The organism is Tsukamurella paurometabola DSM 20162 (assembly GCF_000092225.1).
Lineage (GTDB): Bacteria > Actinomycetota > Actinomycetes > Mycobacteriales > Mycobacteriaceae > Tsukamurella > Tsukamurella paurometabola.
Map to the genome: position 1 here is coordinate 870199 of NC_014158.1, position 15468 is coordinate 885666.

At 70.0% G+C, this 15468-nt stretch carries 11 protein-coding genes and 1 pseudogene; 5 read left to right on the forward strand and 7 right to left on the reverse strand.

The genetic code is table 11. The features are described 5' to 3' along the window. Positions 1–11 precede the first annotated feature (11 nt). Positions 12–1541, reverse strand: coding sequence for a carboxyl transferase domain-containing protein (locus TPAU_RS04255; RefSeq protein ID WP_013125536.1), 1530 nt, complete (start codon positions 1539–1541; stop codon positions 12–14). 113 nt (positions 1542–1654) lie between these two features. On the opposite strand from TPAU_RS04255, the gene TPAU_RS04260 reads away from it, so the two are divergent. Next, the gene (locus TPAU_RS04260; protein ID WP_041944692.1) at positions 1655–2464 is read left to right on the forward strand and encodes an aldo/keto reductase; all 810 of its coding nucleotides are present in this window, start codon (positions 1655–1657) and stop codon (positions 2462–2464) included. A 2-nt stretch (positions 2465–2466) separates the two neighbouring features. Then, complete coding sequence (locus TPAU_RS04265; protein ID WP_013125538.1) at positions 2467–2913, forward strand: cupin domain-containing protein; 447 nt, start codon at positions 2467–2469, stop codon at positions 2911–2913. A 1-nt stretch (position 2914) separates the two neighbouring features. Here TPAU_RS04265 and mycP read toward each other — a convergent pair whose 3' ends face one another. Both mycP and eccD read right to left on the reverse strand, forming a co-directional pair. Then, complete coding sequence (gene mycP / locus TPAU_RS04270; protein WP_013125539.1) at positions 2915–4201, reverse strand: type VII secretion-associated serine protease mycosin; 1287 nt, start codon at positions 4199–4201, stop codon at positions 2915–2917. Continuing rightward, positions 4201–5694: a type VII secretion integral membrane protein EccD gene (gene eccD / locus TPAU_RS04275; protein ID WP_013125540.1), complete on the reverse strand. Its 1494-nt coding sequence runs from the start codon at positions 5692–5694 to the stop codon at positions 4201–4203. Before eccD ends, mycP begins: the two co-directional genes overlap by 1 nt. Before the next feature lie 187 nt (positions 5695–5881). Here eccD and eccCa point away from each other — a divergent pair, with 187 nt between their 5' ends. Continuing rightward, the gene (gene eccCa, locus TPAU_RS04280) at positions 5882–9889 is read left to right on the forward strand and encodes a type VII secretion protein EccCa (protein ID WP_013125541.1); all 4008 of its coding nucleotides are present in this window, start codon (positions 5882–5884) and stop codon (positions 9887–9889) included. Here eccCa and TPAU_RS04285 read toward each other — a convergent pair. From TPAU_RS04285 to TPAU_RS04300, 4 genes and pseudogenes are all read right to left on the reverse strand, one after another. Beyond that, positions 9886–10668, reverse strand: coding sequence for a hypothetical protein (locus tag TPAU_RS04285; protein WP_049825766.1), 783 nt, complete (start codon positions 10666–10668; stop codon positions 9886–9888). The genes eccCa and TPAU_RS04285 overlap by 4 nt on opposite strands. 6 nt (positions 10669–10674) lie before the next feature. After that, positions 10675–11907, reverse strand: coding sequence for an IS110 family RNA-guided transposase (locus TPAU_RS04290; protein WP_049825741.1), 1233 nt, complete (start codon positions 11905–11907; stop codon positions 10675–10677). A gap of 214 nt (positions 11908–12121) precedes the next feature. Beyond that, positions 12122–12667: pseudogene (locus TPAU_RS04295) on the reverse strand (hypothetical protein); the annotation flags it as partial. A 112-nt stretch (positions 12668–12779) separates the two neighbouring features. Next, on the reverse strand, positions 12780–14159 hold the full coding sequence (locus TPAU_RS04300; RefSeq protein WP_013125542.1) for a hypothetical protein: 1380 nt from the start codon (positions 14157–14159) through the stop codon (positions 12780–12782). Between the two features lie 282 nt (positions 14160–14441). On the opposite strand from TPAU_RS04300, the gene rplM reads away from it, so the two are divergent. Together rplM and rpsI are read left to right on the forward strand one after the other, a co-directional pair. Continuing rightward, complete coding sequence (gene rplM, locus TPAU_RS04305) at positions 14442–14888, forward strand: 50S ribosomal protein L13 (protein ID WP_013125543.1); 447 nt, start codon at positions 14442–14444, stop codon at positions 14886–14888. Then, positions 14885–15388, forward strand: coding sequence for a 30S ribosomal protein S9 (gene rpsI / locus TPAU_RS04310; protein WP_013125544.1), 504 nt, complete (start codon positions 14885–14887; stop codon positions 15386–15388). Before rplM ends, rpsI begins: the two co-directional genes overlap by 4 nt. Positions 15389–15468: the final 80 nt, after the last annotated feature.

Consider the following 15468-nt stretch of genomic DNA (forward strand, 5'->3'; position numbering starts at 1 on the left):
CCACCCTCCGGTCACCGGCGCGTCCCCAGGAACCGGTACCGGTCGAGCCGGCGGCTGATCCGGATCGAGTCCGGGATCAGCGCGAGCTCGGCGAGCGATTCGCGGACCGCGACACCCACCCGGCGGGAGAACTCGGTGGGCTCGTCCGCGGCATCGGGGCGCTCCGGAATCACCCGGTCGATGACGCCGTCCGCGAGCAGATCGGCCGAACGGATCCGCTGCTTCTCCGCCAATTCGGGTGCGTGCTCGGTGTCGCGGAACATCACCGCGCTGGCGCCCTCCGGCGGCAGCGGCGCGAGCCACGCGTGCTGCGCGCACAGCACCCGGTCGGCAGGCAGCATCGCCAGTGCCCCGCCGCCGGTGCCCTGGCCGAGCAGCACCGACACCGTCGGGACGCGCAGGGTGACCAGATCGGACAGGCTGCGCGCCACCTCGCCGGCGAGGCCACCCTCTTCCGCCTCGGGGGAGAGGGCCGCGCCCCAGGTGTCGATCACCAGCACCAGCGGTAGGTCCAATTCGGCGGCCAGCCGCATCCCGCGCCGGGCCGCGCGCAACGCCGCCGGACCGAGCAGGGGAGGGGCGCCACCGTCCGCGTCCCGATTGGCGCGCTGCACCGCGTTGTCCTGCCCGACCACGATGCACGGGAAGCCCTGCACCCGCGCCAGCGACAGCAGCAGCGAGTGGTCGGTCTCGCCCTCGCCGGTGCCCGACAGCGGCACCCGGTCGGTGGCGGCGTGCCGGAGGAAGGCGCGCACGCCCGGCCGGCCGGCCTCGCGGCTGATCCGCACCGATTCCCACGCGGGGGTGTCGTCTCCTGCCGGCACCAGTTCGTGGCCGGTGCCCAGATCGGGTGCCAAGGGATCGGCGTCCGCGCTGCCCGACATCACCCGCAGCGCGCGGTGCGCCAGCAGCCGCACGAACCGTAGCGGCACCACCCCGTCGATCAGGCCGTGCGCGAACAGGTTCTCCGCCGTCTGCACGCCTTCCGGGAAGGGTTCGCCCCGCACCGCCTGGTACACCCGTGGGCCGAGGAAGCCGATGCGAGCACCCGGTTCGGCGATCGTGATGTGCCCCAACGATCCCCACGAGGCGAACACCCCTCCCATGGTGGGATTGCGCAGGTACACCAGGTAGGGCAGGCCGGACTGCTTGTGCAGGGTGACGGCCGCCGAGATCTTCACCATCTGCAGGAAGGCGACGGTGCCCTCCTGCATCCGGGTGCCGCCCGAGGTGGGGGTCGCCAGCAGCGGCAGCCGCAACGCCGTCGCGCGTTCGACCGCCGCGACGATCCGCTCGGCGGCGGCCACTCCGATGGAGCCGCCGAGGAAGGCGAAATCGCAGGCGATGAGCGCCACGCGCCGGCCCCGGATGCGGCCCTCACCGGTGACCACCGCCTCGTCGTGGCGGGACTTCGCGCGGGCCCGCTCCAGGTCGGCCGCGTACTGCGCGTCCGGGTGCACATCGACCAGGGGCCCGTCCCACGACGTGAAGGTGCCGCGGTCGAGGACCGCATCGATGAGGTCCTGTGCCGTGATCGCCATACCGACAGGTTAGCCACCGGTCCGCGGTGTCCGGCTCACGGAGAATCTTTTCCTCGGAGTCGGAACAATTCTCACGGCCCGTGTCGTTGGATCGGAGTATGACGGTTCCCGACATCACCCTCAATTCCGGTACGACCATCCCCCAGCTCGGTTTCGGCGTGTGGCAGGTGTCCGACGACGGCGCCGAAGCCGCCGTCGCGGAGGCCCTGCGCGTGGGCTACCGCAGCATCGACACCGCGAAGGTGTACGAGAACGAGGCGGGCACCGGCCGCGCCATCGCCGCGTCCGGCCTGGCCCGCGACGAGGTCTTCCTCACCACCAAGCTGTGGAACTCGGACCAGGGGTACGACGAGACGCTCCGCGCCTTCGACGCCTCGCTCGGCCGGCTCGGTACCGACTACGTGGACCTGTACCTGATCCACTGGCCCGTCCCCGAGTACGGCCGCGCCGTGGACACCTTCAAGGCGTTCACCACGATTCGCGAGCAGGGTCGCGCGAAGGCGATCGGCGTGAGCAACTTCCGCGTTGAGGACTTGCAGCGCGTGATCGACGAGACCGGGGTGACCCCGGCGGTGAACCAGATCGAGTTGCATCCCGGCCTGGCGCAGGACGAGTTGCGCGCCTTCCACGCCGAGCACGGCATCGCCACCGAGGCGTGGTCACCGCTGGGTCAGGGCGAGTCGCTGGCCGACCCGGTGATCGTGGAGATCGCCGCAGCGCACGATGCGACCCCGGCCCAGGCGATCCTGCGCTGGCACCTGCAGCTGGGCAACGTGGTGATCCCGAAGTCGGTGACGCCCAGCCGTATCGCGGAGAACTTCGACGTCTTCGGTTTCGAACTCACCGCCGACGAGGTGGCGAAGATCAGCGCTCTGCCGGGCCGCCGCATCGGGCCCGATCCGGCCGAGTTCAACCTCCGCTGAGCGTGAGCTTCGACCCGGACGAGGTCGCCGACCGGCTCGGCCTGCAACCGCACCCCGAGGGTGGACGGTTTCGGGAGTACTGGCGCTCCGGCGAGACCGTGACCCGGCCCGACGGGGCAGTCCGGTCGGTCGCCACCGCGATCCACTTCTTGCTCGGCGACGACGATGAATCCGCCTGGCACACCGTCCGGTCGGACGAGCTGTGGTTGTGGCAAGGCGGCGGGACGCTGGAAATCGGTCTCGCGGGCGATGGCGCCACGCCTTCGGAATCGCCGCAGACGGTGCTGCTCGGCCCGGCCGGGCACGGGAACCTGACCGTTCTCGTGCCCGCCGGGCACTGGCAGAACGCCCGCCCCGTTGACGGTGCCGTTCTCGTCAGTTGTGTCGTGGCGCCGGGCTTCGACTTCGCGGATTTCCGGTTGCTCGGCGACCCGAACCAGGTCCGCTGAATCAGCTCCGCCGGGTACGCCGGGATAGGCAGAAGGCGGCGGCCGCGACGGCGAGCAGGCCGGCCCCCGCGAGTGCGGTGGTGCGTGGCCGGTCGTCTCTCGGCGGTGCCGGGGGGAGGTCGATCATGCCGGTCCTGGTGGCCCCGTCGGGGAGGTCGGCGGAGAGCGCGGCGACCGGGTCGACGATGCCGGCTCCCAACGCCCCTGCGGGTATCGCGGCGGCGGCGCGGGCGGTCGTGAGGATCCGCGATCGCACCTGTGCGGCGGTGAGTTGGGGGTAGCGCGCACGCACGAGGGCGGCGACGCCGGCCACGTAGGGTGCGGCGAAGCTGGTTCCGGCGAGCGCGCTGGTGCCCTGGCGCGTGGTCTGCCCGTTCACCAGGCCCCCGCCGCGCGGCTCCAGGGTGGTGACATCGGTGCCGGGTGCGGCGAGTGCCACCCAGGGGCCGGCGAGCGAGAACGACGCGGCGCGACCGTCCGGCTCCGTCGCGGCCACGGTGAGCACGACGTCGGCGAATCGGGCGGGGGAGGCCACGGTGACCGGCTTGCCCGGAACCTCGTTCTGCGCGGAGCAGGCGCCGTCGGTGCCCACGTTGCCGGCGGCCGCGACCACGACCACGTTGCGGTCGTAGGCGAACTTCACTGCTCGCGCGAGAGCGTCGTCGCCGAGGTTGGCGCCGAAGGCCCCGCACGCGACCTCCGAGATGTTGATGACGGTGGCGCCCAAGTCGACCGCCCGGGTCACCGCGTAGGCCATGGTGGTCATGTTCCCGTGGCTGTTGACGCCCTTATCCCTCGGCTCGAACGCCTGGCTGGCCTGCCGGATGGCGATGATCGACGCGCCCGGTGCCACCCCGGCGAAGGAATCCCCGGCCGAGGGGCGGGCGGCGATGATCCCCGCCACCGCGGTGCCGTGGGCGTCGCAATCATCGCGCCCATCGCCCGACGAGACGTAGTCGCCGCCCGGGATCACCTCGCCGAGCCGCGGATGCGGCGTCACGCCGGTGTCGATCACCGCCACCCGCTGCCCCTCGCCCCGGGTGAACCGCCACGCCTGGTCGTAGCGCAGGGTGCGCAGCGCATGATCGGCCCGGGTGTAGTCGGTGCCCGGCATCGTGGTGAGCGTGTGGCACTGCGTCTTCTGCACCGTGGGGGCGAGCGGTGCGATCGGCCCGCGGGGCGCTCCGTCGGGCGGCGGCGGATCGACGGCGGGCGCCGCGGCGGTGGACGGTGCACCGACCGCGATGACCAGTGCCGCGATCGCCGCGCCGATCAGTGCCCGTCGCATCAGAGGTTCCGGACGGTGGCGTACACGTCCCACACCCAGCCCAGCAGCGGCCCCGCCGCGGCGATCGTGAGGTACTCACCGAGCTCAGCGCACCGACGCTGAATGGGGCTGAACGTGATTCGCGGCGCCGCCACCCCGCAGGCGACCGCGATCCCGGCGATCGCGGCGAGCGTCAGCAGGCCCAGCACCGGCCATACGCCGTAGCCCCACGCGAGACTGGTGGCGGTGCCGATCGCGACGGCCGCGCCGCCGAGGATCACGGCGCCGGCCTGGATCGGGTCGCCGTGGGTGCGCCCGCGCAAGCAGTAGGCCACGGCGATCACCGCGGCGAAAGCGATGTGGTGCAGCGGGACTTCCCGGGCGGCGGCGTCCACCAGCAGCGCTGCGACCGAACCGGCGACCGCGGCGCCCACGGTGATCCCGGAGCACACCTCCTGCGCGTATCCGGTGCGCGGCGGAGCCGCGGCCTCCTCGCTCAGGCCCACCGCGACGGCGCCGACTCCGGCGACCGTGGCGGGCGGCTCATCATCGATCGGGTCGATCCGCTCGCCCGCCGCGGGCACCCGCGGCAGCGGCATCTTGGCGACCGAGGCGCCGATCCGGGCCGCGAAGGTGATCACCACGTACGCGATCACCGCCACCGTCGCGGCCAGCGCGGCCCGCCGGCCGGGCAGCCACAGTGCGGCGAACAAGGCGGGCGCCGCGATCGCGGCCGCGGTCATCACGGCGATGTGCACCACCGCGCCGCGTCCGGTGATCCGCAGCGCCACCACCGCCGTCACCGCGGCGGCGACCACCGCGAGCAGGGCGTGTGGCGGCCCGTACCGACCGTCCATCCCGAGCGGCACCGCCAGCGCCCCGGCGGCAGCGGAGAGGACCGTCGCGCAGGCGGCCAGTGCCGTGGGCACCGGACCGCTCTCGCGCATCCGTCGCACCGCGGTACCCGCACCGACCAGCAGGAGTAACGCACCGCCGGCGGTCCACAGCTGGGCGAAGATCGCACCCACCGCGGGCCGGGCGCCGGATTCGCCGCGCGGTGCGAGGCCCAGGCGCAGCGCCACCGCCGCCGTGGCGAGGGTGGCACCGGCCAGCACCATCAGGCCGACGATCATCGCGGCCTTCTCATTCCACCGCAGACCCGTGTCGAGGTCGGTGGCGGCGGTATCGAAGACATCGTCGAACACCGCGGGCGGCGGCGGTGCCTCGGCGACGAACAACACCAGCAGATCGCCCTCGGTGATCCCGGCGTCCGAGGGCGTCTGCGGACCCGGCAGGGGATCTCCGCCGACCGGTGCCAGCCGCCACGGCCGCGCCCACGCCGATTCCGCCGTCCCCGAGATCCGGTCGCCGAACAGTCGCACCAGCTCCGGGATCAGCACCTCGGTCGGCGTCTGTAGCGGCAGTGAGACGTCGACCTGCGCGCCCCCGCACAGCACCGACACTCGACTCAGCCGTGCGACCTCGGTTTCCGTGCCCTCCACCAGATCGGTCATCGCGTCCCCCTCGCATGCCCTTGCTCGCACCCGTGACCGGGCCCGATATGCATTAGACGCACGAGCTCATCGATCGGTTCCACTTCGATCGAAGTTCGCCGAACCGCTCGACGAATCCGTCGCGGCGGGGCACAGTGAGGGCACGACGGCGCGTGGGGGCGTGCCGCACTGCTGGGGGAGGCCGTTCGTGGCTGACGTGGTGTTCGAGCCGCTCACCGAAGGATTCGCGCGCAAGCAGCGGCTCGCGCCGCCGCGCACTCCGGGCGGTGAGGTGGCGCTGCAGGCACCGCCCGAGGTGCCCCGCGCGGTGCCGGGCGGGCTCATCGGGAAGCTGCTGCCGGTGGTCATGGTGGTGGCGGTGGTCGGCATGATCGCGCTGATGTTCACTTCGGGCAGCACCATGATGCAGAGCCCGTTCATGATGATGTTCCCGCTCATGATGCTCATGTCGATGGCCGGTATGTACGGGATGAACGGCAGCCGCGGCGGCCCCAACGCCGCCGAGCTCAACGAGGATCGCAAGGACTACCTGCGCTACCTCGGCCAGGTCCGCAGCCAGGTCGAGCGGACTCGCGGTGAGCAACGTGCCGCCCTGGAATGGATCCACCCCGCTCCCGAGGCCCTACCCGGCTGTGTCGGCACCCGCCGCATGTGGGAGCGCCGCCCCGCGGATCCGGACTTCCTGCACGTGCGCGTGGGCATCGGCAGCCAGCGCCTCGCCACCCGGCTGGTGCCGCCGGAGACGGGCCCGCTCGAAGACCTCGAACCGGTGTCGACGGTGGCGCTGCGCCGCTTCGTGCGCCGCAATGCGGCCGTACCAGGATTGCCGGTCGCCGTTGCGCTGCGCGGCTTTCCGGCCATCGGGGTCGACGGTCCGCGGGCCCCCGCGTACGATGCGGTGCGCGCGATGCTGCTGAGCCTGGTGACCCTGCACGGCCCCGATCACGTGCGGATCGCGGTGGCCTCCGACGACGCGGAATCACCGGAGTGGGAGTGGCTCAAGTGGTTGCCGCACGCCGCGCACGCCACCGAATCCGATGCGCTCGGGCCGCTCCGGCTGATCTTCGCAACGGTGACGGAACTGGAGGAGGCGATCGCGCCCGATCTGGCCGATCGCGGCGCGTTCGCGCGCGCCACCCCGGTCGACGCGAGCCGCGTGCACCACGTGATCGTTCTCGACCGGGGGATCGCCGTGACGCCGGGCGGTCCGCTGGACGCGGCGGTCGGGATCGACGGCGTCACCCTGATCGACCTGAACCCCGAGCCCGGGGCGTTGGCCACCCGCAGCGGTCTGCAGCTGGTGATCGACGAGACGGAGCGGTTGGGCGCGCGCAGTGCCGCCGGGGTGGAGTTCTTCGCCCGCCCGGACTGCGTGACCGCCGGCGGTGCGCGGGTCACGGCCCGCCGTATCGGGCGGTACCGTCCCGCGTCGGTGGCCCAGCTGGTCGACTTCGATACCGATACGGGCCCGGGCGATCCCGGCTTGCCCGCGCTGATCGGGCTGTCGGACGCCGCTGCGATCACCCCGGAGAACGCGTGGCGTCCGCGCACCGCCCGGGAGCGGCTGCGGGTACCGATCGGCGTGGGCCCGCGCGGTGAACCGGTCGAACTCGACCTCAAGGAGGCGGCCGAGAACGGGATGGGACCGCACGGGTTGTGCATCGGCGCGACCGGCTCCGGCAAGAGCGAGTTCCTGCGCACCCTGGTGCTGTCGATGGTGGCGACCCATCCGCCGGAGGCGCTGAACCTGGTGCTGGTCGACTTCAAAGGCGGCGCAACCTTCTTGGGCCTGGAGAGCCTCAATCACGTGGCGGCGGTGATCACCAACCTGGAGGAAGAGATCTCCATGGTGGACCGCATGCGTGACGCCCTGGCCGGCGAGATGAACCGCCGCCAGGAGGTCCTGCGACGCGCGGGCAACTTCGCGAACGTCGGCGACTACGAGAAGGCCCGGCGGGCCGGCGCCCCGCTCGACCCGATGCCGGCGCTCGTGGTGATCGTCGACGAGTTCTCCGAACTACTCGCGCAGAAACCGGATTTCGCGGAGCTGTTCGTGGCCATCGGCCGCCTCGGCCGGTCGCTGCACATCCACCTCCTGCTGGCCTCGCAGCGACTGGAGGAGGGCAAGCTGCGCGGCCTGGACTCGCACCTGTCGTACCGGATCGGGTTGAAGACCTTCTCGGCCAGTGAATCCCGCGCAGTTCTCGGTGTCCCGGACGCCTACCACCTGCCGTCCACACCCGGCGCCGGGTACCTCAAATTCGACGCCGATCCGCCGCGGCGGTTCCACGCCAGTTACGTCTCCGGCGAATACGTACCGCCGCAGATCGCCGCGCCGGGGGCCGCCCGGTTCGGCGGCGTCGCGGCGGGCCCAGTGCGGCTGTTCGGGATCGAGACGGTGCCGATCGAGCAGCCGCGGCGCCCGGGGCTTCCCGACGGTCTCATGCGGATTCCGGCACACCCGGGCGACCCGATGCCCGCGCCCGCGCCGAGCAAGGGGACCGGGATATCGGTGCTGCAGACCATGGTCGGCAGGCTGTCCGGGCACGGCCTGCCCGCGCACGAGGTGTGGTTGCCTCCGCTCGACGAGTCGTCCGCGGTGGGCGCATTGGCAGAGCATCTGCGACGGGTCGACGAGACTCCGCTGCGGGTGGCCGTCGGCGTGGTCGATCGACCGTACGATCAGCGCCGTGATCTGTTGGTGGTGGACCTGTTCGGCGCGCAGGGCGATGTCGCGGTGGTCGGCGGGCCGCAGTCGGGCAAGTCGACGGCGCTGCGCACTCTGATCCTGTCGTCGGCCCTGACGCACACCCCCCGGCAGGTTCAGTTCTACGTGCTGGACTTCGGCGGCGGATCGCTCGCGGGATTGGCGGGGCTGCCGCACGTCGGTTCCGTGGCCGGACGACTCGATCCGGACCGCGTGCGCCGCACGGTCGCCGAGGTCACGTCGGTGATCCGCCGCCGCGAGGCCATCTTCCGTGAGCACGGCGTGGAGTCGATGGCGCAGTACCGCGATCATCCCGCGGCGACGTCCGATCCGTTCGGCGACGTGTTCCTGGTGATCGATGGCTGGCAGGTGCTGCGTACCGAGTTCGAGGCGCTGGAACCGCAGGTGAACGCGATCGCCGCCCAGGGCCTGTCGTACGGGGTGCATCTGGTGGTCGCCGCGTCCCGGTGGGGCGAGATCAGGCCCGCGGTCAAGGACCAGTTGGGCACCCGGATCGAGCTGCGTCTCGGCGATCCGATGGATTCGGAGATGGGTAGGCGGGTGGCCTCGCTGGTCCCCGTGGGCCGGCCGGGCCGCGGTCTGACCGCGGAACAACTGCACATGCTGGTCGCGCTGCCCTGCAGCGCATCGTCGGACGATCTCCCCGCGGCCCAGGCGGCGACCGTCGCCGAGGTGGCGGCGCGGTACGAGGACCGGGCGCCCGAGGTGCGGATGCTGCCCGATCAGGTGCAGCTCGACCGGATTCCACCGCGCCGCGGCGCGCCGTCCACCCATGCGGTGCTCGGCATCGGCGAGTCCGAACTCGCCGCGGCCACCCTGCAGTTCGAGAATCAACCCTTCTTCCTGCTGCTCGGCGACACCGAGTGCGGTAAGACCGAGGCCCTGCGCACGCTGATCACCTCGCTCACCGCTGCGGGCACCCCGAAGCAGACGAAGATCCTGCTGGTCGACTACCGGCGCACACTGCTCGGCACACTCGACGGGGAGCATCTGGCCGGGTACGCCTCGACAGCGGAGACGTTGACCGCGTTGGTTACTCAGCTGACCGAGGTGCTCAAGGGACGGTGCCCGGGCCCCGATGTGACGCCGCAGCAACTCAAGGAGCGGTCGTGGTGGACCGGTCCCGATGTGTACGTCATCATCGACGACTACGATCTGGTCGCCGGGCCCACCGGCAATCCCCTCAGCCCATTGATGGACCTGCTGCCGCAGGCCCGCGATGTCGGGCTGAAGGTGATCATCGCGCGACGCAGCGGCGGTCTGGCCCGCGGCATGTTCGAGCCCTTCCTCGCCCGGGTGCGCGACCTCGGGGCCGACGGCCTGGTCATGAGCGGCTCCCGCGATGAGGGCACCGTGCTCGGCGCCGTCCGGATGAGCCAGATGCCGCCCGGCCGCGGCACCTGGGTCTCCCGTGCCCGCGGGGTGGAATTGATCCAGGTCGCGATGGTCGACGCCGACGAGGCCTAGTTGCCCGGCGCCGGCCCGGTCCCGCCGGCCGGACCGTCGGGCTGGATGAGCCGGATGTGCGATGCGTCGCGGTCCATCGCGCGGCGCTCGTACGTGCTCTCGATCCGGTGACCGTCGAGCACCGTCGTCAGCCGCAGGCGGTCGCCGTCGAGCCGGACCGTGACCGGGAAGGGCTTGTCGTTCTTCTGCTTCCGCAACGTCAGTACCTCGCCGTCCTGCTCCACGAGCCAGGCCTTGGTGTAGCCGGTCACGTCCTGGGTCACCACGCTGTCGTACGCGGTGCTGTACGCCTTCATCACCGGGTTGTCGACGTTGCCGCGCATCGTGATCGCGAGATTCGTCCACGGCGTGCGGTCGGTGAGTGCGGCGGGCGCACCGTCGACCGATACCGCGGTGGCCCGCCAGACCCCGTCCAGCGGGGTGCGCGGCGTGTGGATGACGTAATAGCTGAGCACGCCCTGCCCGGCGGTGGAGACGAACAGGAAGGCCGCCGCGAGGTACTTCACCGACAGCCCGACGATCCGCAGCCAGGACCGCTGTGCCCCCGCGACGGGCAACGGTGCGACGGGTTCCGCGCCGGGCCGGTTCAACGCCACCCGCACCAACGGCTCCCGGTATCGGAGCGTGAGCAGCACCGCGATCGCGAACAGTTGCCAGGCGACGATCTTGACCGGCACGTCGTAGAACAGGTTGAGCAGCGATACCTGCCCCATGGCGATCACCGCGAGCAGCGACCCCAGAATCTCAATGACGTTGTCAACCCGGGCAGGACGATCCACTTGACCTCAAGCGGCCATGACGGCGCCCTCCGGCGCGGCCCCGGTGTAAGGGCGCTCGTCGCGTAGTACCGCCCACAGGACATCAACTTGACGGCGCGCGAGCGCCAGTGTCGCCTGCGTATGCGTGCGATTCTCCGATCGTTTTCGGTCGTAATACTGGCGCGACCTACTATCGGGGTCTTTCAGGCTGGTCATGGCCGCGAGGTAGAAGACACGACGCAATCTTCGATTGTAGCGGCGCGGCCGACGCATGTTCCCCGATATTCGGCCTGAATCGCGCGGGACCGGCACCAAACCAGCGTAAGAGGCGAGTTTGCCGGCGTTGGCAAAGTTCCGGATATCACCGTTGAGACAGACCAATAGCTCGGCGCCGAGTTGCGGTCCGAGTCCTGGAATCGACTCAATCAGGGCAGCATGGCGATGCTGTCGGAACAACTCAGCGATCTGCTTGTCGAGCAGCTTCCGTTCATCGAGAAGCAACAGCAGCCGGGAGGCCAATCGCATTGTAAGAGCTGCGATATCACTCTCTCCAGCTCCACGAACGGATTGATGCCTGGCCGACTCCATCGCGGCCGCGGCTAGGCGTGCAGCGGAGTTCCGGTAGACCCCGGCGGTCAGCAAAGCCTCGTGGACGCCCTTTTCGCCGGCCTCGATCACGGCGGTGGGCGTGCAGAACATCGAGACGAGGATCAGCGGGAATTTGGTCGACAGGTCAAGCTGCTGTTCCAGACCAGGAAAGATACTGGTCAGGATTGCGCGGAGCCTGTTGATGTTGGCGACCCACTCTGCGGCTAGGTCAGATCGATAGGAAGTCAGCGTTGTCAATGCCGCTGTCGCATCATCACGCAGAGACACTGTCCTCAGAGATCGTCGTAGGCGACCGAGCTCCGCGATAACCTTCGCGTCTCTGGCGTCGGTTTTACCCTCACCGACAAAGGATTTCGACATCGCCGATACGGCCGCGCCCGGTACATACCGCACCACATGGGCAACCTCACGTGCGGCGAGGATCGCCAGCAACAGCGCCGAGATCTCCGAGACAACGTCGATCACCCAAACCGCTGCACCTTCAGCTTGCCGTTCGACTTCGGCGGCGATCGCGTTCAAGTCGCTCTCGCTGTTGAGCACCTGCCTGCTCAGCAGAACGCTTCCCGTAGCGTCGATGACGCACGCGTGGTGAAACCGCTTTCCGATGTCGACGCCGACGTAAATCGGTTGCACTATTCGCTCTCCGCTCATTGGTCGAGGGCGGCCCGAGGTTCACCCAGCCGCAGCATTTCCCTAAGCAGCGGATCATCTTCGCAGCGGATCTCAATTAGCGGTCAAGGTGACCACAGGCGGGTGGGCGAACCGTTCTGGGCAAGCCGTAACTGTGGCAGAAGGAGGTAAGTCAATCCCACCCACCTGGGCCGTCCGGGAGTAGATCCCGGACAAGACCAACTTAGGGGAGGGAGGTGCGGCGCCACAGCAACAGCAGGCCCGCCGTCAGTTCCACCAGCCCGGTCGCGATGGAGTAGCCGTCCGAGGCACCCATGAAACCCCAGAGGGTGTTGAACAGGCCGGTGTCTCCCGTCAACCGCAGTTGATGCGCGGGCATCGACATGAAGCCCATCTGGGTGGGGATCGTCTTGATCAGCCCGTAGATGATCATCGACAACGCGAGGCCGGCGCGGGCCCATGCCTCCAGCAGTCCCGCGAGGGAGCGGTAGTTCGGGCGGTGGCGGTCGAGCGCGGTCCACACGGCCACGATCACCACACCGACCACGATGATGCCGAGGTTCATGCACCACTGCCACAATTGGTCACCCGAATTGTTGAGCACCACCTCGACGCCCCGGCCGCGGGCGAGGTAGCTGCCGATCTGCGCGAGCAGCCACCAGATGCCCGTGACGTTCCACAGCATCGCCAGTCCCGCGTTGCCCAGGACGGAGAACAGCAGGACGCCGCCGCCGATCACGAAAAGCAGCCGGAAGGCGAGCTTCTGCCCGTTCGACCACCGGGGCTCGGGCGCGAGCTGCTGCGCGGGCGGGGGTGCGAGGGGCGGCGGCGTCCGGGTATCGCTCATACCGGAATCGTATGGACCGGACACGAACTCTCCTAGGCCATCGCCGTCACGGGAACGTCTCGATCGGTCGCTGCGGGTCGGGCTCGGGGTGGGTGAACCGCATGCCCTCGGATTCGCGCAACATGGCGCGGCGCTCGAAGCTCGCGGCGATCCGTTTGCCGTCGACGCTGCCCACCAGGGTCAGGTGGTCGGCGTCGGGCTGTCGGTAGTCCAGCCGCACCGCGGGATCGTCCTTGCGTCGCTTGATCTCGATCGCCGCATCGTCGACCTCGATGAACCAGGGGGTCACGCGCGCCGCGGTGTCCTGGGTGACGAGCGTGTTGTAGCCGAAGGATTCGGTGATCCCGCGGCCGCGCAGAGTGATCGCCAGGTTGGCCCACGGCAGCCCGTCCTCGTCGGCGCCGACCGTCGCCTGCCGGCCGTCGATCTGGAAGGAGGTGGCGTGCCAGGTGCCGTCGAGGGTGCTGCGCGGCGTGTGAATCGCGCTGTACGAGAGCGTGCCCATCACGGTGGACAGGGTGAGCATCAGGACGACGATCGCGCCCGCAAGCGTCTTACCGGTGCGGCGCAGCCAGGTCCGGCCGGAACCCGCGGCCGGCCACAGTGTCGGTGCGGGGCCCGGGGCACGGCCGAGCACCGCGCGGATGATGTTGGGCCAGTACGGAGTGAGGATCGCGATGGCGATCAGCAGGAACTCGAAGGCGAGGAACTTCACCGGCACGTTGTAGAAGGTGTCCAGCAGCACCACCTGTCCCATCGACACGATGGAACCGAGCGCACCCACGGCCCAGGTGCGGCGCGAGAGCAGGAGCAGCCCCGAGATCAATTCGACGAGGCCGGTGATGATGGAGTAGCCGTCGGAGGCGCCCATGAAGCCCCAGAGCACGTTGAACCGGCTCACATCGCCCGCCGGGGTGAGTGCGAACGCGGGAATGCTCATCGCCCCCATCTGGGTGGGGATCACCTTGGCCATGCCGTAGAACATCATGCCGATGGCCAGCCCGAGGCGGCCCACTTGCCACAGCAGGCCGGCGAGCGAGCGGTAGTCGGGGCGGTGCCGGTCGAGCAATGACCAGATGATCGGGATCAGGGTTCCGGCGACGAGCCAGCCGAGGTGGTACTGCCAGATCGCCAGGGTGTCGCCTGTGCCGGAGATCTGCGGGCGGGCGTAGTCGGTGCCGCTGATCGCGGCCCAGAACCGGGCGAACACGGCCTGGACGGGTGCGATCACCGGGGCGAGGAACAGGCTGCCGAAGACGGCGAGTATCAGCAGGCCGCCGCCGATGCTGAAGAACAGCCGGAACGCCGCCTTCTGCGCGGAGGTCCAGGGGGCCGGGTCCGACGGTGCGGAGGGCTCGGTGGGCGGGTCGGCGGGGTCGGTCAGGAGGTCGGCGGGTGGCGTCACCGGCGCAGAGGGAGTGGACATGGGAGAAAGGTAGGACGAACCAGGTGTGGGTCACATCAGGGAAGATCCCGGTTCCGCCCCTGATCCGGGTTCGGGGTGGCGTCCGCCCCGCATCGGTGCGGGTCCGTTTTGACCTGAACCCGCAGGCCCGCGTACTCTGGTGCGCTGGTGTGTGGCGCCGCCCGCGTACCCGGACCCGGTCCGGAGTGCAGGTGGCAGTCGAGTCCCGGGTCTCCGTTGGTCGCCGGGGGTTCTCTGCCGAGCACCGGACCAGCACCGAACCGACTATGCAGAGGAATTCCTGTGCCTACTTACACCCCCAAGGCGGGTGACGTGACCCGGCAGTGGCACGTCATCGACGCTTCTGACGTGGTGCTCGGCCGCCTCGCCGTCGCAGCGGCCAACCTGCTGCGCGGCAAGCACAAGCCGACCTACGCCCCCAATGTGGACAGCGGCGACTACGTCATCATCATCAATGCCGAGAAGGTCGCCCTCTCGGGCGCCAAGCTCACCGATAAGCGGCACTACCGCCACTCGGGTTTCCCGGGCGGCCTCAGCTCGCGTTCCGTCGGTGAGGTGCTCGGCTCCAAGAACCCGGAGCGCGTGGTGCAGAAGGCCGTTCTGGGCATGATCCCCAAGAACAAGCTCGGCAGCGCCATCGGCGGCAAGCTGAAGGTCTACGCCGGCCCGAACCACCCCCACACCGCGCAGCAGCCGGTTCCCTACGAGATCAAGCAGGTGGCGCAGTGAGCGACACGATCGAGAACAACGAGACCGACGCCGAGGTCGTTCCGAACGAGTACACCTCGGAGACCCCCGAGGCCACGGCCGAGACCCGCGCCCCGCGTGGCCCCGTGGTCGTCGAGCGCCCCATCCAGACCGTCGGCCGCCGTAAGGAGGCCGTCGTTCGCGTGCGCCTCACCGCCGGCACCGGCAACTTCGTGCTGAACGGCCGCACCATCGAGGACTACTTCCCCAACAAGCTGCACCAGCAGCTGGTGAAGGACCCGCTGGTCACCGTCGAGCGCCTCGAGTCCTTCGACATCGCCGCCAACCTCACCGGCGGCGGCCCCTCGGGGCAGGCCGGCGCGCTGCGCCTGGCCATCGCCCGTGCGCTGATCGAGGTCTCGCCCGAGGATCGTCCCGCGCTCAAGCGTGCCGGCTTCCTCACGCGTGACCCGCGTGCCGTCGAGCGCAAGAAGTACGGCCTGAAGAAGGCCCGCAAGGCTTCGCAGTACAGCAAGCGCTGATTGCAGGCTTTTCGCACAGGGCAGGCATCCGCATTCGTGCGGCTGCCTGCCCTGCCGCGTTTCTCCACCATCTCCGACCA